The sequence below is a fragment of the Arthrobacter sp. D2-10 genome, from assembly GCF_054161285.1.
This window is the reverse complement of the sequence record NZ_CP096431.1, coordinates 2,866,889-2,885,498: the sequence shown is the minus strand read 5'-3', so window position 1 is coordinate 2,885,498 and position 18,610 is coordinate 2,866,889. Positions and strand designations below refer to the sequence as shown.

General features: G+C 63.6%; 19 protein-coding genes and 1 tRNA gene. 9 read left to right on the top strand and 11 right to left on the bottom strand.

The features are described 5' to 3' along the window. Window positions 1–115 precede the first annotated feature (115 nt). The 6 genes from rpmB (at window position 116) to M1D74_RS13505 (ending at window position 5,669) form a co-directional block, all read left to right on the top strand. Window positions 116–352, top strand: coding sequence for a 50S ribosomal protein L28 (gene rpmB / locus M1D74_RS13530; RefSeq protein ID WP_026545364.1), 237 nt, complete (start codon window positions 116–118; stop codon window positions 350–352). Beyond that, window positions 352–519, top strand: coding sequence for a 50S ribosomal protein L33 (gene rpmG / locus M1D74_RS13525; RefSeq protein ID WP_019481734.1), 168 nt, complete (start codon window positions 352–354; stop codon window positions 517–519). Before rpmB ends, rpmG begins: the two co-directional genes overlap by 1 nt. Window positions 520–523: 4 nt before the next feature. Continuing rightward, a complete protein-coding gene (rpsN, locus tag M1D74_RS13520; RefSeq protein ID WP_309072093.1) occupies window positions 524–829 on the top strand; it encodes a 30S ribosomal protein S14 in 306 nt (101 codons plus the stop codon). A 254-nt stretch (window positions 830–1,083) separates the two neighbouring features. After that, window positions 1,084–1,374 carry an HU family DNA-binding protein gene (locus tag M1D74_RS13515; RefSeq protein WP_056544463.1) on the top strand — a complete coding sequence of 97 codons (291 nt, stop codon included), beginning with the start codon at window positions 1,084–1,086 and terminating at the stop codon, window positions 1,372–1,374. Window positions 1,375–1,518: 144 nt separating this feature from the next. Continuing rightward, window positions 1,519–3,663, top strand: coding sequence for a cytochrome c oxidase assembly protein (locus M1D74_RS13510; protein WP_309072094.1), 2,145 nt, complete (start codon window positions 1,519–1,521; stop codon window positions 3,661–3,663). Then, window positions 3,660–5,669: an NHL domain-containing thioredoxin family protein gene (locus M1D74_RS13505; RefSeq protein ID WP_458115603.1), complete on the top strand. Its 2,010-nt coding sequence runs from the start codon at window positions 3,660–3,662 to the stop codon at window positions 5,667–5,669. Before M1D74_RS13510 ends, M1D74_RS13505 begins: the two co-directional genes overlap by 4 nt. Window positions 5,670–5,675: 6 nt before the next feature. Here M1D74_RS13505 and M1D74_RS13500 read toward each other — a convergent pair whose 3' ends face one another. From M1D74_RS13500 to panD, 7 genes are all read right to left on the bottom strand, one after another. Beyond that, the gene (locus tag M1D74_RS13500) at window positions 5,676–6,662 is read right to left on the bottom strand and encodes a hypothetical protein (RefSeq protein WP_309072096.1); all 987 of its coding nucleotides are present in this window, start codon (window positions 6,660–6,662) and stop codon (window positions 5,676–5,678) included. Between the two features lie 31 nt (window positions 6,663–6,693). Next, window positions 6,694–8,412: a helicase HerA-like domain-containing protein gene (locus M1D74_RS13495; protein WP_309124280.1), complete on the bottom strand. Its 1,719-nt coding sequence runs from the start codon at window positions 8,410–8,412 to the stop codon at window positions 6,694–6,696. Between the two features lie 125 nt (window positions 8,413–8,537). Beyond that, window positions 8,538–9,845: an ABC transporter ATP-binding protein gene (locus M1D74_RS13490; RefSeq protein ID WP_309072098.1), complete on the bottom strand. Its 1,308-nt coding sequence runs from the start codon at window positions 9,843–9,845 to the stop codon at window positions 8,538–8,540. Between the two features lie 25 nt (window positions 9,846–9,870). Further along, the gene (locus M1D74_RS13485; RefSeq protein ID WP_309072099.1) at window positions 9,871–10,716 is read right to left on the bottom strand and encodes a carbohydrate ABC transporter permease; all 846 of its coding nucleotides are present in this window, start codon (window positions 10,714–10,716) and stop codon (window positions 9,871–9,873) included. After that, a complete protein-coding gene (locus M1D74_RS13480; RefSeq protein WP_309072101.1) occupies window positions 10,713–11,648 on the bottom strand; it encodes a carbohydrate ABC transporter permease in 936 nt (311 codons plus the stop codon). Before M1D74_RS13480 ends, M1D74_RS13485 begins: the two co-directional genes overlap by 4 nt. Window positions 11,649–11,677: 29 nt before the next feature. Further along, window positions 11,678–13,003, bottom strand: coding sequence for a sugar ABC transporter substrate-binding protein (locus M1D74_RS13475; RefSeq protein WP_458115602.1), 1,326 nt, complete (start codon window positions 13,001–13,003; stop codon window positions 11,678–11,680). 233 nt (window positions 13,004–13,236) lie between these two features. Next, window positions 13,237–13,665 (bottom strand): aspartate 1-decarboxylase, encoded by a 429-nt coding sequence (gene panD, locus M1D74_RS13470; protein WP_458115601.1) that lies wholly within the window; start codon window positions 13,663–13,665, stop codon window positions 13,237–13,239. Window positions 13,666–13,763: 98 nt separating this feature from the next. On the opposite strand from panD, the gene M1D74_RS13465 reads away from it, so the two are divergent. Next, the gene (locus tag M1D74_RS13465) at window positions 13,764–14,102 is read left to right on the top strand and encodes a YnfA family protein (RefSeq protein ID WP_309072524.1); all 339 of its coding nucleotides are present in this window, start codon (window positions 13,764–13,766) and stop codon (window positions 14,100–14,102) included. A 12-nt stretch (window positions 14,103–14,114) separates the two neighbouring features. Here M1D74_RS13465 and M1D74_RS13460 read toward each other — a convergent pair. From M1D74_RS13460 to M1D74_RS13450, 3 genes are all read right to left on the bottom strand, one after another. Beyond that, a tRNA-Gly gene (locus M1D74_RS13460) sits at window positions 14,115–14,188 on the bottom strand. A 36-nt stretch (window positions 14,189–14,224) separates the two neighbouring features. Continuing rightward, window positions 14,225–14,518, bottom strand: coding sequence for a protealysin inhibitor emfourin (locus M1D74_RS13455; protein WP_309072525.1), 294 nt, complete (start codon window positions 14,516–14,518; stop codon window positions 14,225–14,227). Beyond that, on the bottom strand, window positions 14,515–15,579 hold the full coding sequence (locus tag M1D74_RS13450) for a M4 family metallopeptidase (protein WP_458115600.1): 1,065 nt from the start codon (window positions 15,577–15,579) through the stop codon (window positions 14,515–14,517). The genes M1D74_RS13455 and M1D74_RS13450 overlap by 4 nt, the downstream gene beginning before the upstream one ends. Before the next feature lie 103 nt (window positions 15,580–15,682). Here M1D74_RS13450 and kynA point away from each other — a divergent pair, with 103 nt between their 5' ends. Then, window positions 15,683–16,537 carry a tryptophan 2,3-dioxygenase gene (kynA, locus tag M1D74_RS13445; protein WP_309072527.1) on the top strand — a complete coding sequence of 285 codons (855 nt, stop codon included), beginning with the start codon at window positions 15,683–15,685 and terminating at the stop codon, window positions 16,535–16,537. A 46-nt stretch (window positions 16,538–16,583) separates the two neighbouring features. Next, window positions 16,584–17,192 (top strand): dCTP deaminase, encoded by a 609-nt coding sequence (gene dcd / locus M1D74_RS13440; protein WP_309072528.1) that lies wholly within the window; start codon window positions 16,584–16,586, stop codon window positions 17,190–17,192. On the opposite strand, the gene M1D74_RS13435 is transcribed toward dcd, so the two are convergent. Beyond that, window positions 17,189–18,538, bottom strand: a complete 1,350-nt coding sequence (locus M1D74_RS13435) for an MFS transporter (protein WP_309072529.1) — start codon at window positions 18,536–18,538, stop codon at window positions 17,189–17,191. The genes dcd and M1D74_RS13435 overlap by 4 nt on opposite strands. Window positions 18,539–18,610: the final 72 nt, after the last annotated feature.

Below are 18,610 nucleotides of genomic sequence, written 5' to 3'. Positions count from 1 at the left end.
AAATCGCGAACATCTCACGGTCGTTCGGACCGCGTTGAAGGTGACGCCTCTGCATGCACCTCATGGCAGGTAGAACACTCTGCTACTTGCTTTATTCAATCTTTGGAGGATCATCATGGCAGCTCACTGCCAAGTGACTGGGGCCGAGCCGGGCTTCGGGCACAGCATCTCGCACTCGCACCGGCGCACCAAGCGCAGGTTCGACCCGAACATTCAGAAGAAGCGCTACTGGGTTCCGTCCCTGCGCCGCAATGTAACGCTGCAGGTTTCCGCCCGCGGCATCAAGACCATCGACGTCCGCGGTATCGACGCCGTCGTCGCTGAGATCCAGGCTCGGGGAGTGAAGCTCTAATGGCAAAGGACAAAGACGTACGTCCGATCATCAAGCTGAAGTCCACGGCCGGCACCGGTTACACCTACGTAACCCGCAAGAACCGCCGTAATGACCCGGACCGCATGGTTCTGATGAAGTACGACCCCAAGATCCGCAAGCACGTCGAATTCCGAGAGGAGCGCTAAACACATGGCTAAGAAGTCAAAGATTGCTCGCAACGAGCAGCGCAAGGTCATTGTTGAGCGCTACGCGGCCAAGCGCCTCGAGCTCAAGAAGACGCTTGTTGACGAAAACGCAACCGACGAGGCTCGTGAGGCTGCACGCCTCGGCCTGCAGAAGCTGCCCCGCAACGCTTCACCGGTGCGCCTGCGCAACCGCGACCAGATCGACGGGCGCCCCCGCGGCACCCTCCAGAAGTTCGGTATCTCGCGCGTTCGTTTCCGCGAGATGGCACACCGCGGCGAGCTGCCCGGCGTGACCAAGTCCAGCTGGTAAATATTCCGGCTTGACGCAGTGAAAATCAGGACGGCGACCACATGGTCGCCGTCCTGATTTGTCTTAAGCGGTGGAGACGACGTGGTCGGTCTTCGGACGCCATATCCTCTCCAACAGGCCCATATTCCGCCACATCACGGGCAAAAACGCCCATTTCTGCGGGAGATCGCGGTTGAAGCTGGTAGGTTTTCCTCCAGAAGCTTCGCCAGACGGTGAGGTTCTGAATAATCCGCACAAGTCCAGGAGGACATACATTGGCTAAGAAAGAGACCAAGAACCGCAGCGAACTGGTGGCCGAGGTAGCAGCAAAGGCTGACACCAGCCAGACTGCCGTGAACAGCGTGCTCGACGCCCTGTTCGACGTTCTCGCTTCCTCTGCCAAGAACGACGTCAAGGTCACCATCCCGGGCTGGCTGGCAGTCGAGCGCACCGAGCGTGCAGCTCGCACCGGTCGCAACCCCCAGACGGGCGAGACCATCGAGATCGCAGCAGGCAGCAGCGTCAAGCTGACCGCAGGCTCCAAGCTCAAGGCCGCCGTCAAGTAGCTCAGCAGAATGCAGGGACTGCCACCACGCGGTGGCAGTCCCTGTTTCGTTTAACTGTTCTGCGAAACCGAGCCTGTGAGCGGGCTCCGTGCGGCGGAGCACGTTAGTTGGCCGTTGTTCTACTGCGGGTAGACAATGGAAGGCGTGGCCACAACAACCAACCAGTCGAAACCCGGTAACACCGCCACCGGGCAGTCCGGGGTCCAGCCGGGCTGGCTGATCGCTGCCGGCATCGCCCTCTTGACCGCGGTGGTGCTGGCACTCGCCTTCTCCGGCGCCGCAGCACCCCGGCAGCTGAGCGACCCGGGATCACTCACGCGGTGGGGGCTACCCCTGTCGAAAGCCGTGCACAATATCTCGGTGGCCGCCGTGATCGGATCTCTTGCCTTCGCGGTGGTGATCCTGCCGAGGCAGGTACGCTCGCGCGGCGGATCCAACGGCGCCGGTTCCTCCGAATCCACCGCGGTACCGGACGAGTCTCCGGCCTTCTCCAGGGTCATGTCGCTTGCGTCGTGGGCCGCGGTTGCCTGGACCCTTTCAGCCCTTGCCGTGCTGGTGCTGACGTACTCCGACGCATCCGGCCTTCCCTTGAGCGGCGAACCGGCCTACACCCAGGGGCTCGCGTCCTACCTCACAGACTTCGACACCGGTCGTGCCTGGCTTTCCACCACGATGATTGCCGCCGTCGTTGCCACCATGACGTTCGGCGCCCGTTCCAGCCTGTGGCTTGCCCTCACGCTGGTCCTGTCGCTCGGTGGGCTGCTCCCGATGGCACTGATCGGCCACTCTGCCAGCGGGGACGACCACAACGCCGCCGTGAACTCCATCCTGCTTCACCTGGTCGGGGTCTGCCTCTGGGTGGGCGGCATCGTGGTCCTCGCCATCATCGGCGGAAAGCTGGGAACCCAGACGACGGCCGTGCTGAAGCGATTCTCTGCGCTCGCCGGGTTCGCATTCGCGCTGGTCTTCCTCTCGGGCATCATCAACGCAAGCCTCCGGATCGGAAGCCTTTCACAACTGGGTTCCGAGTGGGGCCTGCTGGTGACCTTCAAGGCCATCGCAACCATCCTCCTCGGTGGTATCGGCCTGATGCACCGGCAGTGGATCATTCCGCAGCTCGATACCAACATGTCCGCGCGCCGGGTTCTCTGGCAGCTCATCGCCGTCGAACTGGCCATCATGGGCGCTGTATCGGGAGTCGCCGTTGCGCTGGCGCGGACCGCGCCTCCGCGTTCCGAGGATCTGCAGCCCGATGCCACGCCGGCGCGCATCCTCACCGGCTATGAGTTGCCTCCGGAGCCGACGGCGATGCGCTGGCTCACCGAATGGCGCCCCGACTGGCTCTGGATCGCCTTCACCCTCACGGTCGCGGCAGCGTACATCCTGGGCGTTGTGAAGCTGCGCCGCCGGGGTGACTCCTGGCCGGTACTCAGGCTCATCTCCTGGTTCATCGGACTGATCGCACTCACCTACTTCACCTCCGGGGCTCCGGCGATCTACGGCATGGTGTTGTTCAGCGCGCACATGATCGACCACATGGCGCTGACCATGGTTGTGCCGCTGTTCCTGGTGATCGGCGCACCGGTCACCCTGGCCCTGAAGGCATTGACGCCCCGCAGGGACGGCAGCCGGGGCATCCGCGAGTGGATACTCGTGATCGTTCACTCGAAGTTCTCGGCGCTGGTGACGCACCCGCTGTTCGCCGCTGCCAACTTCGCCGGGTCGATCGTGATCTTCTACTACTCGCCGCTGTTCGGCTTCGCGCTGCGTGAGCACGTGGGGCACGAGCTGATGATCCTCCACTTCCTCCTCACCGGGTACATCTTCGTACTGACGATGATCGGCACCGACCCCGTGCCGCGGCGTGCGCCTTTCCCGTTGCGGCTGCTGCTGCTCTTCGCCACCATGGCCTTCCACGCGTTCTTCGGCGTGGCCCTGACCGGCAGCACCTCCCTGCTGCAGGCCTCCTACTTCGGCAACATGGGCCGGGAGTGGGGGCCGTCAGCCCTTGAGGACCAGCAGATCGGTGGTGCAGTGACCTGGGGCATCGGAGAGGTTCCAACGCTCCTGCTCGCCATCGGCGTCGCGGTGATGTGGTCCCGCAGCGATGCGCGGGAGTCGCGGCGCAAGGACCGTGCCGCGGACCGGAATAACGACGCCGAGCTCTCTGCTTATAACAACATGTTCGCCTCGCTGGCCGAACGGGAGGGGACCCGGCCTGCGACGCGTCGCCCTTCATCCGAAACTCCCGCAGGACAGCGCTCAACCCCACCAGGAGATCCTGAATGACCGAAACCTCGCTCCGCGTCGGCTACCGCGTCCGCGCGTCAGAACTCGTCGGGCGGAACTGGCTCAACACCGGGGGCAAGCAGCTGACGCTTGAGGACCTGCGGGGGAAGATCGTCCTCCTCGACTTCTGGACGTTCTGCTGCATTAATTGCCTGCACGTCCTCGACGAGCTGCGACCGCTCGAAGCGAAGTACTCCGACGTCTTCGTCACGGTAGGCGTACACTCGCCCAAGTTCGAGCATGAGGCTGATCCGGTTGCCCTCGCCGCAGCGGTGGAGCGGTACGAGATTCACCACCCGGTCCTCGACGATCCCGAGCTCGATACCTGGCAGGCCTACACGGCGCGGGCCTGGCCGACCCTGGTTGTCATCGACCCCGAGGGTTACATCGTGGCGCATCTCTCCGGTGAGGGCCACGCGGCCGGCCTCGAATCACTCGTCGAGGAACTGGTCGCCGAGCATGAGGCGAAGGGCACGCTGCACCGCGGTGACGGCCCCTACGTGCCTGCCGAGCCCACTGCCGGCAACCTGCGTTTCCCGGGCAAGGTGCTTGCGCTGCCTACAACCAATACGTTCCTCGTGGGGGACAGCGGCCACCACCGCCTCGTCGAGCTTGAGGCTGACCTTGAGACCGTGCGGCGCACCATCGGCTCGGGCTCGAGGGGCTTCGCCGATGGCGGCCCGGCCGAGGCGCAGTTCAATGAACCGCAGGGTCTGGCCCTGCTCCCAGTGCCGATAGCGCGCCGGGTAGGGTACGACGTCGTCATCGCTGACACTGTGAACCACCGCTTGCGGGGGGTGGCACTGGAAACCGGTGCGGTGCGCACTGTCGCGGGCAACGGCGTCCAGCGGCTGCTCGATGCCGGTAACCAGGTCAAAGCGCGGCCGGTGGAGTTGCAGGAGGTCTCCCATGACCTGGGCGGAGACGCCGAGGACATCCCCGAGGATGCAGCGCCGCGACTGGAGGACACGTTCCTCGGTACGGACGCCCTCAACATCTCCCTCTCCTCGCCGTGGGACATCATCTGGTCGACCGCCCTGGAGCGGATTGTCGTAGCCATGGCCGGGACGCACCAGATCTTCACCTTCGACCCGCTGACCGGCGCCGTGGACATCCTCGCCGGCACCGGACTGGAGGGCCTGCTCGACGGCGATTCCACCGCTGCCTGGTTCGCGCAGTCCTCCGGCCTGGCCGAGGACGCACACGGGAATATCTGGGTTGCCGATTCCGAAACGTCGGCCTTACGCGTGCTGAGCTTCCTCACTGTCAACGGCAGGAGCCGCACGCAGGTGCAGTCGGCGATCGGTACGGGGCTTTTCGACTTCGGGTTCCGGGACGGTGAGGCCGAACAGGCGCGTCTTCAGCATCCGCTGGGTGTGACCGCGTTGCCGGACGGATCCATTGCCATCGCCGACACCTACAACGGCGCAATCCGTCGGTATGACCCCTCAACGAGGCAGGTCTCGACCCTCCTGCGGGGACTGGCGGAGCCCTCCGATGTGCTGGTGGACCAGGCACCGGTGGAGTCGGGCGGCGAGCCGTTGCTCATCGTCGTCGAGGGGAACAAGCATCAGCTGGTCCGGGCGCCGATCCCCAAGGAAGCTCTCGCAGTGGATGAGGGTGCCTCGCAGACGCAGCGGCCCAAGACAGCGGTGGCCACGGGAGAGTTCGGCGTGACCGTGCGGTTCAGCGCGCCGAAGGGCCAGAAGCTGGATGACCGCTGGGGTGACCCGACGCAGCTCAAGATCTCATCGTCGCCGGAATCACTCCTGGTCTCGGGTGGTGGAACCGGCGTCGGGCTGCAGCGGCAGCTCGTCCTCTCAGACGAGGTATCCGAGGGCGTTCTGCACATCACCGCGCGGGCGGCGGCCTGTGACGGTGAGCCCGGCGGCGAAATACCGGACCACGCAGCTTGCCACCTGTACCAGCAGGATTGGGGCATTCCGGTCACTCTCGGCGCCGGCGGTGAAACGGAACTGACGCTGGACCTGCGAGGCCTCGACTAGACGGCGCTAGTACTCTACGACCGGGGTTACCGTGATGCCCTCGTCGGTGACGGCGAGGCGCGCGGTGAACCCGTATTCCTGGGGGACGGTGACCGGTTCGATGACCCCGGTGAACAGGTCCTGCAGGCTGGTCTCGAGCTGAACGGTTCCTGTGAGCGGGGCGATAACCCAGTCGCCGTTGAACGGTTCGATGCGGACTTCCGGGTACTCGGTGATGGACCACTTGATGGGCCCGGCCACCCGGCGTTCGGTCTCGAAACCGAAGGGGCAGTTGGCCGGCTGGAACACGGTCTGCTTGGCACAGTCGTCGAGGAACGTCTTCAATTGCGCCGTGACGGCATCGGTCAGCGCCGGGGTTGCCGCCGTTGCGAGGTTGAGACCGGCCGGTGCTTGCTGGCGGTCGGTGACGGCGACGGTCTGGGCGGGCGCGGCAAAATACTCGCTCGTGTAGTGGGCCTCCACCTCGGCCGGATAGAAGGCAGCAAACCGGTTGCGGCCCTCAGGCATCAGCACGCGGGTGCCGTTGAGCGTGGCATCGTTCTGGTTGATCACCGACACCTCGAGCATGGGTAGCGTCGAGGGCACAAACTCCCAGCGATCGAAGAAAAGCCACTCCGTGCCGGTCTTCTCCAGCTGGAAAGCGGTGGCGTGTGCGGCGTCATCAATCGTGTAGTTGACGTCCACCTCCACGCGATTCTCTCCCGCCGCCTGTGGCTCGCCGACCTGCACATTTTCGACGCCCTGCGCTGCCCGTTGCAGGGCCGGACCGTCCAGAAGCGCTGCATTCGTTGAGTCCGGAACGGAGGCGTTGAGCAGTCCCAGCGCCCGCTCTCCCTCGCCCTGACGCAGCGCCTCCAAATAGCTTTCGACCTGCTGGTGAGGACCGTATACCCGGGTATTGACGAGCATCACGGTTGCAATTGCCGCCACGATTGCCAGCATGAGCCCAAGCAGCCAGGCGGCCAGGACTCGGATCAGGCGGGACGAATGCACCCTCTTACGTTACCCAATGGCAGTGCCAGACCTACCAACGACGACGTCGGCGCTTCCGCTGCGTCCCGAAAAGCCCACGGACCAGCTCTACGCCGATGGTGCCGGCGGCCTTGAGGGCGAAGTCCATCACCTCGTTCGTCTCATGCTGTTTTCTGCCTGCAGGCGGGGCATGCCAACCGCCGTCGGGAGCCTGCTGCCCGGCACGCGGCGCCGGGCGTTCAGCACGGGCAGTTGGCGGCCGGCTGCTGGGCCGGCCCAGGATCTCCTCCTCAATACGGCGCGCCTCGGCGTCGATCTCCGCCTGACTGGGCATGCGCCCGCCCGCGGGTGATGACGGCGTCGGCGTCGTCGTCGTGGGTCGCGCTTCCGGACTGTCTTGTGGAGCGGAGAGCTTCTCGAACGCGGAATGGCTGTCGATAGGCGTGCCGTAATCGCCGAGGAGTGGCGAGTTCTTCACGATGTCCTCCACGACGCCTGCGGGCGAGGGCCCCATGACGGACTGTGGAGTGAATATCCGCGTCCAGGCCACCGGGGTGGGCGCGCCCGATTCGTTCATGACGGTGACCACGGCCTCCCCGATGCCGGCGGTTGTCAGTACCTCTTCGAGATCGTAGGGGCTCATCGGGAAGGTGGAGACGGTGGACTTGAGGGCTTTCGCGTCATCCGGTGTGAACGCCCGCAGGGCATGCTGAACCCGGTTCGCGAGCTGGCCCAATACCTCCGCGGGCACGTCCCGTGGGGTTTGGGTGACGAAGAAGATCCCGACGCCCTTGGAGCGAATGAGGCGCACGGTGGTGTGGATGGACTGCAGGAACGCTTTCGAGGCACCGTTGAACAGCAGGTGAGCTTCATCGAGGAAGAACACCAATTTGGGCTTCTCGACGTCCCCGACCTCCGGAAGATCAGCGAAGAGGTCTGCGACAAGCCACATCAGGAACGTGGAGAAGAGTTGCGGCTTCTGCTGGAGCGTGGGCAGTTCCAGGCAACTGATGATGCCGCGACCTTCCGCGTCCGTGCGCAGGAGATCAGCAGTGTCGAATTCCGGTTCACCGAAGAAGCGGTCCATGCCCTGCGCCTCCAGAGTGACAAGCCCGCGGAGGATAACGCCCGCAGTTGCCTTCGAGAGCCCCCCAAGCTGGTCCAGAGCGCTCTCACCCTCATCGGATACAAGGAATGCGATGACGGCGCGAAGGTCCGCGAGGTTGAAAAGCTCAAGGCCGGCCTTGTCGGCGTAATGGAACACCAGTTGCAGGCTGGACTCCTGCGTTTCATTCAGGTCGAGGACGCGCGCAAGCAGCAGGGGACCGAAGTCGGAGATGGTTGCCCGGATAGGAACGCCGGTGCCGTCACCACCAAGGGAGAAGTATTCCACCGGGAAATTTCCGGGAGTCCACATTTGGCCGACCGACTGGGTCCGCCGAAGGAGCTTGTCGCTCCCCGTGCCCGGCGTCGACAACCCGGTGAGATCCCCCTTGATGTCGGCAAGGAAGACGGGCACTCCGTTGGTGCTGAGCTGTTCAGCAAGGACCTGGAGAGTGATCGTTTTTCCGGTCCCTGTGGCACCGGAGACGAGCCCGTGACGGTTCATCATGGCCAGCGGCAGACGCACCGCCGCCTCCGGGTGGACAGTACCGTCGACGATGGCCGCGCCGAGCTGCACTGCCGGGCCCTCGAAGGTATAGCCGGCCGCGATCTTCTCTGCGTGCTCCGCGGTCGATGCCTGCGTGTTTGCTGCCTCTTTGCTCGCCATAGCCTCAGGCTACAACCACTCTCAGGCACCGGCGCCGGCACAGGCAGGAATCTCCGCGACACGAAGCGACGCCGGCACCCTGGTGAGTGCCGGCGTCGTCAGTCAAGCGGTGAATATGGCGTGCGTCAGCTCACCGCCCGGTGGCTTCCGCCTCCGCCACCGTTGCCTGTACTCGTAGTGCTGTGTTCGTGGTCCGCATCGCGGGCGCTGGCGATCTCCTCGGCGCGTTCCTCATTGGCCTCTGCAGTCAGTGCCGCGCCCGCCTCTGCATCGCGGGTGAGGTTCTCGCCTGTCTCGGGATCGAACAGGTGCAGCTTGCGGGTATCAAGCCAGATCTCTGACTCACGGCCGCCTCGGATCCGGCTCGCCGCGTCCAGCGTGACCACGACCTGTGGCCGCAGTTCGTCGGCGTCCATGTCCCGGGCAAGGTTGTTCAGCAGTTCACGGACCTCGGGGGAGGGGTCGAAGTTGATGTAGCCGTACTGCTCGTTGCCGAGCCACTCAGTGTGAGTGAGCGTGGCTTTGAACGTCGAGCCGTGCGGCTTCTTCGCCTCGTCGACGAGTTTGGCGTCCTCGAAGAACTCCGGACGGACCCCAACCAGCACGACCTTGCGGCCGGCTGCCTTGGCTGCACGGTCGGCAGGGATGTCCAGTGCACCCAGTGATGTCTGGAGCTTGCCGTTCTCTATGGTCGCGGGAAGGAAGTTCATCGACGGGGAACCGATGAAGCCGGCCACGAAGAGGTTGACCGGCTGTTCATACAGCTCACGAGGCGATGCAATCTGCTGCAGCTCGCCCTTCTTCAGCACCGCAACGCGGTCGCCGAGGGTCATCGCCTCGGTCTGGTCGTGGGTGACGTACACGGACGTTGTGCCGAGCCGACGCTGCATCTGTGAAATTTCTGACCGCATCTGTCCGCGCAGCTTCGCGTCGAGGTTCGATAGCGGCTCGTCGAAGAGGAACGCGTCTGCCTGCCGCACGATTGCCCGGCCCATGGCAACACGCTGCCGCTGGCCGCCGGAGAGGTTCGCCGGCTTGCGCTGCAGGTGGTCGGTCAGTTCAAGCGTTGCCGCGGCTTCCGTGACGAGCCGCTGCACTTCCTCCTCACTGTGCCGGCCCTTGGCCAGACGGAGGGGGAACGCAATGTTCTCAAAGACCGTCAGGTGCGGGTAGAGCGCATAGTTCTGGAACACCATCGCGAGGTTCCGATCACGCGGCGCCTTCGAATTGACCCGTTCGCCATTGATGTAGAGGTCACCCGAGGTGATGTCCTCGAGCCCCACGATCATGCGCAGGAGGGTGGACTTGCCGCAGCCCGACGGGCCCACCAGGATGATGAACTCGCCGTCCTCGATATCGATGCTGATGTCGTTGACAGCGGGGAACCCGTCCCCGTACTGCTTGACGAGGTTCTTGAGCGTTATAGAAGCCATGTTCTGGATCCTCTTCCTTCGGTTCTCAACCCTTGACTGCGCCCTGGGTCAGGCCTGAAACGATCTGCCGCTGGAACAGGAGTACCAGCAGTACAACCGGAATGGTGACGATGATTGCCGCCGCTGAAATTGCGCCGGTGGGGGACTCGAACTGCGAAGCCCCTGTGAAGAACGCCAGCGCCGCAGGCACGGGCCGCGCCGCTTCCGTTGACGTCAGCGAGATGCCGTAGACAAAGTCGTTCCAGGCGATGAAGAAGGCGATGATCGCCGTCGTGAACACACCCGGTGCAGCGAGCGGAACGATCGCCTTGCGGAACGCCTGCCACGTCGTTGCCCCGTCCACCTGGGCAGCCTGCTCCAGCTCCCACGGAATCTGCCGGAAGAACGCAGCGAGGGTCCAGATGGAAATTGGGAGGGTGAGTGACAGGTACGGAATGATCAGGCCGAGCCAGGTGTCGTACAGGCCGATATTGCGCCACAGGTTGAACAGCGGTGTCACGATGGAGATAACCGGGAAAATCGAAACGGCCAGCGCCGTCGTAAGAATCAGTTTCTTCCCGGGGAAATCAAGACGGGCAATCGCGTAGGCACACAGCGTCGCCAGCACGACGGCGATGAAAGTTGCGATCAGCGAGATCCCGATCGAGTTCCACAGCGCGGTGAGGAAGAGGCCCTGCGCATCGCCCACCAGGATCTGCTCGTAGTTGGCCAGCGTTGCCAGTCCCGGGGTGGGAAGGAAGCGCCCGTTGGTCAGATCTCCCGGAGACTTGAACGAGGTGGCCAGAATCGATGCCACAGGGAACAGCGCGTAAACCAGAACCGCGATCGAGATGATGGTCCATACAAGCTTTTGACGGCCGGTCGACTTCATCGCTTTCCTCCTGTTGATCCGGCGAGGTCCACCTTGAAGACCTTGATGGCAATGAAGCTGATCAAGAGAACGCAGGCGAAGAGAAGGACGGACACAGCCGAGCCCAGCCCGATCTCCAGCCGGCTGATGGACGTTCGATAGGCAAGGAGCGAGAGCACCTCAGTGCCGTATTGGCCGTTGGTCATGATGAACACGTTGTCGAATATTCGGAAGGCATCGAGGGCCCGGAAGAGGACCGCGACCATGATCGCTGCCTTCATATTCGGGATGATGACCTTGCGCATCTGCTCCCACCAGGTGGCGCCGTCGACCTTCGCGGCCTCGGTCAGCTCATCCGGAACCTGCGCGAGGCCGGCCAGGAGGAGGAGCGAGATGAACGGGGTCGTCTTCCAGATTTCCGAGGCCATGATGACCGGAAGGGCGGTGCTCGCCTGTGCGAACCAGTTCAGGTCCGCATCGATGCCCGGTACCCAGTCGAACCAGGCGTTGACGTAGCCCGAGCTGATGTCGAACGCGTAGAACCAGGCATACGCGGAGACAACAGTGATGATGCCGTAGGGAACCAGGATGGCCGTGCGGAGCCAGCCCCGTACTGCCTTCAGCGCCCGGTGCATCACCAGGGCCAGGGCGAAACCGAGGACGAGTTCAACGGCGACAGTCACCACCGTGATCAGAAGCGTCACGACGAGGTCCCGCCACCAGACCGGATCGCTCAGGATGGTCACGTAATTCTGGAAGAAGATGAACTCGCGCTCATCCGGCGCGGTCAGGCGGAACGCGTAGAGGGAGTCGAAGAACGCCTGAAGAATCGGATACAGCGTGACCGCGAGCATGATGATGAACGCCGGGCCTGCGAGGATCCAGCCCAGACGGCGCTCAGCCTTGGCCCTGTCGCTGTAATCGTTGTTGCGGTTGCGGCCATTCGTTTTCATGGCCTCGGGGTTCTTGGTGATCGCGCTGGTCACAACAGCCTCTCCCCTTTCAGGACGGCGGTGATGAAGTCTGCCGATTGCTCCGGCGTTGTTTCCGGATCAATTTGCTCCGGAGGGGTCCAGGTCTGCTGCAGGCCGCTGGAGATCTCGTTGTAGAACGGGGTCTGCGGGCGGGGCGCCGCAAGCTCCAGTGATTCGCGGATAGTTTCTGCCATCGGGAACAGTTCCTCGATCTGAGGATCCTCGTAGGCCTCGGAATTTGAGGGCGGGTTGCCGTTCGTGAGGAAGTACTCGGTCTGGTTTTCCGGCTGCACGATGCACTCGATCGCCTGGTAGGCAAGATCGGGAGCGTCGCTGCCGGCGCCGACGCCGAGGTTGATGCCACCGAGCGGAGGCGCAGCTTCCTGGTCTTCGGTGACCCGTGGGTAGAGTGCCCACCCGATGTCGTCTAAAAGGGCCTGATCGAGGCTTCCTTCCTCGACAGCGCCTTGCGTGGCCGGCCAGACGAACGGGTAGTTCACCATGAATGATCCGGTGTCGCCCTGGAATTCCGTCAGCGAGGTGCCCTCCGTGGACGTCGCTAGGCCTGGTCCGCCGAGCCCCTCGTCGCCGATTCGCCCGATGATGCGCGCGGCCTCCTGTCCGGCTTCGCTGGCCAAACCGAGCTCGATTTCGTCAGCCGGAGCCTCCGGGTTTTCGAGGATGGTCCCGCCGGCCGATTCGATGAGTGAGTTGATCCACACAGTCATGGACTCCGCCTGAGATCCCTGTACGCCCAGTTCAACATCCTGCTCCGCAGCTACCTCCATGAGCTGGTCCCAGGTGACGGGCTGCGACATGTCGAGCCCCGCTTCCTCAGCCACCGACTCGCGGTACCAAAGGATCTGGGTGTTGGCCCAGAAAGGCACGGTGACCAGTTCGTCCTCGTACGTCGCACCCTGCAGAGCGCCTTCAAGGGTGTTCTCGGTGGTGCTCTCTGCGATGTCTTCCGGTACGGGAGCAAGGAAAGTGGCCAGTTCCGGAACGAACGGAGGGTCGATGCTCATGATGTCGAGGGAATCGTCCCCTGCTGCAAGCCGCCGTGCCAGTTGCTCTCGCTGGGCTGCCGCATCGTTGGGGAGCAGCGAGGTTTCGATTCGGTATTCGCCCCCGGCTTCCTCCGTACACCGTTCCGCGATTGCGGCCTGTCCGCCGGCATCCGGGTTGATGTACCAGGTCAGCGTCGGCGCTCCGGAATCTGCCGGCCCACAGCCGGTAAGGAGGAGCGAAGCCAACCCGAGCGTAGTGATCACCTTGGCGCCGGTCCTCTGCCGGAGCCGCTTTTGTTGCTGATCGATCCTGCGATTTCCCGGCATACGTACCTCGCCTCCACATCGAGCATGAGCAGCCCTGGCCCAGACACTGCAAGCAATCAGACACTGCAGCGAAAAGGGCCGGAGCAACGTTTGTCCTCTCGACCCTAAGCCTTCTGACTAATTTCCGCTAGGCAGTCTGTCGCTAGCCTTCGCGTGTCCCTAAAGACAACACCCAATACAGAAATGGCCCCGCAGAATCTGCGGAGCCATCTGAACATTCTGTTCGGCGCAAGCTAGAGGAGCGCGGCATTATTGAGCGCGAACGGGGGCCGCTGCAGCCCTTCCGTCAGGCCCTCGGCCGGATCGTTGCCGAGTTCGATGATTCTGTTGTCAGCATTGACGTGCACGATGGTGGGCACATAGGAGTGCGCCTCTTCCGTGGTCATCGCGGCGTACGTAATGAGTATGACTGTGTCGCCCTCATGCACCAGATGGGCTGCCGGACCGTTGATCCCGAGGACACCTGATCCGCGCTCACCGGCGATGGTGTAGGTTTCGAGCCGGGCGCCGTTGGTGACATCCACAATCGAAACCATCTCACCCGGCAGGATGTCTGCGGCTTCGAGCAGGTCCAGGTCAACGGTCACCGAACCGACGTAGTGCAGGTCTGCGTGGGTGACTGTGGCCCGGTGGATCTTGGACTTGAACATTGTGCGATTCATCGCGTCAAGTCTACGCTCGCCCAACTTCGCCTGCCATGTGGCATTGCGCACCAACTTGCGCACCCGACGGTTCCCTGCTGCAGGGAAATAATGGGGCCATGAACCTACTCCTTGTTGCAGTCCTCTTCGCCCTTGCCGCGCTCGCCGAGATCGGCGGAGCCTGGCTTGTCTGGCAGAGCGTACGCGAGGGCCGGCCATGGTGGTGGGCGGGGCTGGGCGTAATGGCCCTCGGCGCGTACGGATTCGTGGCAACGCTGCAGCCCGACGCTCATTTCGGCCGGATCCTTGCCGCTTACGGCGGTGTCTTCGTGGTCGGGTCACTTGTGTGGGGGATGGTCCTCGACGGCTTCCGCCCTGACCGCTGGGACGTCATCGGAAGCGCAGTCTGCCTGACCGGAGTTGCGGTGATCATGTTCGGACCCCGCTCGTCGAGCTAGGGCTACACATCGTGGAGCGGGCGACGGGAATCGAACCCGCGTATCGAGCTTGGGAAGCTAGCGCTCTACCATTGAGCTACGCCCGCATGCGGCCTGAACCGCTCCATAAACACTACAACATGTCAGCGGGGCCCTTCACCCGCCTGGTTCCCGTGCTGGCTGGAATTTTTCACCCACTCCACCAGTTCCTTCCAAGGACCCTGCACCGCACTTTCGCCGACCGTTACCTCGCGGTAGCCGACCACCACGATGTGATAGACGAAGCGGTCGCGTTGCGCGTCCTCCGACTCGCCGGGATCAGCCTGCTCGAGGAGTGGAAGCCAGTGCTCTTCCGCTTCGGTTGGGCTCACCTCCACACTCCAGGTGCGGGTCATCCCGGCGAAGCCTCCCGACCGTGAGACCTCGATGCGGGTCACAGCACACCCACCTCCCGCCACCCGTACTCCACTGCCTGCGGGACGGGGGAGCCTTCCCCGTAACGCGCGTTCGCAGCATTGACCGTGATTTCCGCGAACTGGGCAAAGTCACAATCGGCGGGAACATTGCCGCCCGCGGCGGCGTCATACCAGACCTGCCCCGCATGTTCCCAGGCATAACCGCCGATTCGCGTTGCGGCAATGTAGAACGCTTGATTGGGAATGCCCGAGTTGATGTGGACTCCGCCGTTGTCGGACGTGGTGTCCACGAAGTCCGCCATGGTGGCGGGCTGCGGATCCTTGCCGAGGATGTCGTCGTTATAGGCAGTGCCCGGAGCCTTCAGTGACCGCAGCGCATTGCCCTCCACCTGGTCGGTGAACAGACCCTCGCCGACCAGCCAGCTCGCGGCATCTGCGGACTGGCCACGCTCGCGCTGTTCGACCAGGACTCCGAAAACGTCGGAGATGGACTCGTTGAGCGCACCCGACTGGCCCTGGTACCTCAGGTTCGAGGTGTACTGGGTGAACCCATGGGCCAGCTCGTGACCGATCACCGTCAGCGACGCGGTGAACCGCCCGAAGATCTCGCCATCCCCGTCACCGAACACCATGCGGGAACCGTCCCAGAACGCGTTGTCATACTGACGCCCGTAATGGACGGTCGCGTTTAGCGGCAGGCCGGCGTCGTCGATCGAGGCTCGGCCGTACACCTCACTGAAGAGTTCATGCGTTGCGCCGAGGCCCGCATACGCCTCATCGACCGCCGGGTCACCCGTGGCCGGATCACCCTCCCGGCGGACCGGCTCGCCGGGCAGCGACTCGGATCCGCGGGCATCCGAGATGGTTCGGCGGAGAGCCAGCACGACGGCGGTGCCCGCTCCGCGCGAGGGATCCCTCGGAGCAGCGGCACGGGCGCTATGGATCGGGTCCAACTGCACGAGCGCCCGCCGGGCGGCAGCAGCTGCCTCGTGGTGCTCGGGCGCCTGCAGGCCGGCCAGCCGTGCGAGCAGGTAGGGCGGGACGATGCTGCAGTGTGAGTGGGCATCTGCGCGTGTGTTCATGCTGCCTCCTTGGTTGGTCCAAACGTAGTGCCCGCCTCTGACAGTCATCAATGGCTGGACCCGGGACGGCTGCATCGCGCGCTCAACGAACTACGCTGAGTGCATGACCGTGGAGCGGAACACCCGCAACCTTGAAGAGGGCATCGAGAAGGACTTCTCCGGGAAGATGACCTACGGCTCCTACCTCGCTCTCGATGCCCTTCTGTCCGCCCAGCATCCGGTCAGCCGGCCGGAGCATCATGACGAAATGCTGTTCATCATCCAGCATCAGACCTCGGAGTTATGGCTGAAGCTCGTGCTGCATGAGCTGGGCGCGGTGAGGACCCATCTGCGTGCGGACGACCTGCGTGCGGCGATGAAGGGCATCGCGCGGATCAAGCACATCCAGCGGTCGCTCACCGAGCAGTGGTCGGTGTTGGCGACCCTCACACCGTCGGAGTATGCCGAGTTCCGCGGTTCACTCAAGGCGGCCAGCGGCTTCCAGTCGTACCAGTACCGTGCAGTGGAGTTCCTCCTCGGCAACAAGAACGCCGCCATGCTGCAGGTGTTTGAGAGCGACGCGCAGGCTTTGGAGCTTCTGTCCACCCTGCTGCAGGAGTCGAGTATCTATGACGAGTTCATCCACTATCTTTCCCGGCGCGGCTACAACATTCCCGAGGAGCTGCTCGAACGGGACGTCACGCGCGCTCACGAGTTCAACCCCGGGCTAGTCCAGGTGTACAAGACCGTCTACGAGGACTCCGCTACGCACTGGGACGTCTACGAGGCCTGCGAAGAACTCGTGGACCTTGAGGACAATTTCCAGCTGTGGCGATTCAGGCACCTGAAGACAGTGGAGCGCACCATCGGCCACAAGACGGGAACCGGGGGGTCGAGCGGCGTGGGCTTCCTCCAAAAAGCGCTCGAACTGACCTTCTTCCCGGAGCTGTTCGCGGTCAGAACCGAGATCGGACGCTGACGTCTCCAATGGGAGCAGCGGGAACTGCGTACGGTATTTTTGAACGGTGCTGATCTCAGACCGCGACATCCGAACCGAAATTGCTGCCGAGCGTATTGTGCTCGATCCCTATGATCCCGCAATGGTTCAGCCGTCGAGCGTCGACGTCCGCATTGACCGGTTCTTCCGGCTCTTCGATAACCACAAGTACGCGCACATCGATCCGGCCGAGAACCAGCCGGACCTGACCCGTCTGGTGGAGGTGGCTCCCGATGAGCCTTTCATCCTGCACCCCGGGGAGTTCGTCCTCGGATCGACCTATGAAATGGTGACCCTTCCCGACGACGTCGCCGCCCGGCTGGAGGGAAAGTCATCGCTGGGTCGGCTCGGACTCCTGACACATTCCACGGCCGGCTTCATCGATCCGGGCTTCTCCGGCCACGTCACGCTCGAGCTCTCCAACATGGCGACCCTGCCGATTAAGCTGTGGCCCGGCTCCAAGATCGGCCAGCTCTGCTTTTTCAAGCTCACCTCGCCCGCGGAGCACTCCTACGGTTCCGGCCAGTATGGCAACCGGTACCAGGGGCAGCGCGGGCCGACGGCGTCGCGAAGCCACCTCAACTTCCACCGCACCGAAATCACCGAGGGTTCAGTCCCCGCCGCAGAGCAGGTCTAGGCAGCCGGTACGACGGCGGGCGTCACCTTCGCCGGCGGCTTGACCGGAAGCAATACCAGCAAGCCTGCCAGCAGCACCACCAGGATGCCGAGGATCCCGAACCGCTGTTCCCCGAACAATCCGATGAAGAGGGAGAACAGCGCCGGGGCGAGGAAGCTCACGGCACGGCCCGTGGTGGCGTACAGTCCAAACATCTCTCCCTCGTCGCCCTGCGGGGAGAGGCGCGCCAGATAGGCGCGCGATGAAGCCTGGGCCGGCCCGACGAACAGCGTGAGCAGGAGCCCGAAGATCCAGAACGTTGTATCGCCGCTCCATTGCAGGCCCAGCATCGAATGATCCGCCGCACCGAGCACCATCACCGCCGTTCCCGAGACCAGCAGCCCTATCAGGGCGACGATGATCACCAGTTTGGGACCCACCCGGTCATCGAAGAAGCCGCCAATCACGGCGCCGATTGCGGCAATGACGTTACCCACGATGGCGAACAGGATGACTTCGCTCAGTTCGAAGCCGAATGTCCCGGCCGCGATGATGCCCCCGAAGGTAAACACAGCCGCGAGTCCGTCCCGAAAGATTGCACTCGCGAGGAGGAAGAAGATGGTGTGCGGGCTGGTGCGGTAGATCGCCTTGATACGCCGGAAGAGCAGACCGTAGGACGCCAGGAATCCCAGCCGGTTGACGTTCCGCTGCCGGGGGATTTCCGGTACCGCGAACATCACCGGCAGGGCGAAGGCAAGGAACCACAGCGCCGAGAAGACCGCGACGAGCCGGATGTTGAGAGAGTCCTCCGTGCTGGACCCGAACCAGTCGACGACGGGTTGGACGAATGCCACCAGCACGATTACCAGGGCAACGATCCCGCCCACGTAACCCATGGCCCAGCCGAACCCGCTCACCCGGCCAACGCTTGAAGGAGTGGAAATCTGGGCCAGCATGGCGTTGTAGTTGACCCCGGCAAACTCAAAGAAGATGTTCGCGGCCGCGATCAGCGCGACTCCGAGAATCAGCAGCTCCGGGCGGGGGAAGACAAAGAAGCACAGTGCGGTCAGCACAGCCACAAGCAGGCTGTTCACACCGAGCCACAGTTTCCGGCGGCCGCCGACGTCGGACCGCTGACCGGTCACCGGAGCAAGGAGCGCAATAAGGAGACCGGCAACCGCGAGTCCCCAGCCGAGCACCTCGGATGCGTAGGTTTCGCCGCCGAAGGCATCGGAGGTGAGGTAGACAGTGAACACAAAGGTGGTCATTACGGCGTTGAATGCCGCGGATCCCCAATCCCAGGACGCCCATGCGAGCACGGGTTTCGAAAGGATGCGTCCAGGGGCCTGTGGGGAGTCCGTGCTCATGGCTGCATGCTATCTGGTGCCGAATAACAACTGGTTGACGCTTCTTATTATTCCGGGCGCCCTTTTCTTGCG

Bases quoted from the DNA above. Each gene is read 5' to 3' on its own strand.
- rpmB (WP_026545364.1), top strand. From the start codon at position 116: ATGGCAGCTCACTGCCAAGTGACTGGGGCCGAGCCGGGCTTCGGGCAC.
- rpmG (WP_019481734.1), top strand. From the start codon at position 352: ATGGCAAAGGACAAAGACGTACGTCCGATCATCAAGCTGAAGTCCACG.
- rpsN (WP_309072093.1), top strand. From the start codon at position 524: ATGGCTAAGAAGTCAAAGATTGCTCGCAACGAGCAGCGCAAGGTCATT.
- M1D74_RS13505 (WP_458115603.1), top strand. From the start codon at position 3,660: ATGACCGAAACCTCGCTCCGCGTCGGCTACCGCGTCCGCGCGTCAGAA.
- M1D74_RS13495 (WP_309124280.1), bottom strand. From the start codon at position 8,412: ATGGCGAGCAAAGAGGCAGCAAACACGCAGGCATCGACCGCGGAGCAC.
- M1D74_RS13490 (WP_309072098.1), bottom strand. From the start codon at position 9,845: ATGGCTTCTATAACGCTCAAGAACCTCGTCAAGCAGTACGGGGACGGG.
- M1D74_RS13485 (WP_309072099.1), bottom strand. From the start codon at position 10,716: ATGAAGTCGACCGGCCGTCAAAAGCTTGTATGGACCATCATCTCGATC.
- M1D74_RS13480 (WP_309072101.1), bottom strand. From the start codon at position 11,648: ATGAAAACGAATGGCCGCAACCGCAACAACGATTACAGCGACAGGGCC.
- M1D74_RS13475 (WP_458115602.1), bottom strand. From the start codon at position 13,003: ATGCCGGGAAATCGCAGGATCGATCAGCAACAAAAGCGGCTCCGGCAG.
- panD (WP_458115601.1), bottom strand. From the start codon at position 13,665: ATGAATCGCACAATGTTCAAGTCCAAGATCCACCGGGCCACAGTCACC.
- M1D74_RS13465 (WP_309072524.1), top strand. From the start codon at position 13,764: ATGAACCTACTCCTTGTTGCAGTCCTCTTCGCCCTTGCCGCGCTCGCC.
- M1D74_RS13450 (WP_458115600.1), bottom strand. From the start codon at position 15,579: ATGAACACACGCGCAGATGCCCACTCACACTGCAGCATCGTCCCGCCC.
- kynA (WP_309072527.1), top strand. From the start codon at position 15,683: ATGACCGTGGAGCGGAACACCCGCAACCTTGAAGAGGGCATCGAGAAG.
- M1D74_RS13435 (WP_309072529.1), bottom strand. From the start codon at position 18,538: ATGAGCACGGACTCCCCACAGGCCCCTGGACGCATCCTTTCGAAACCC.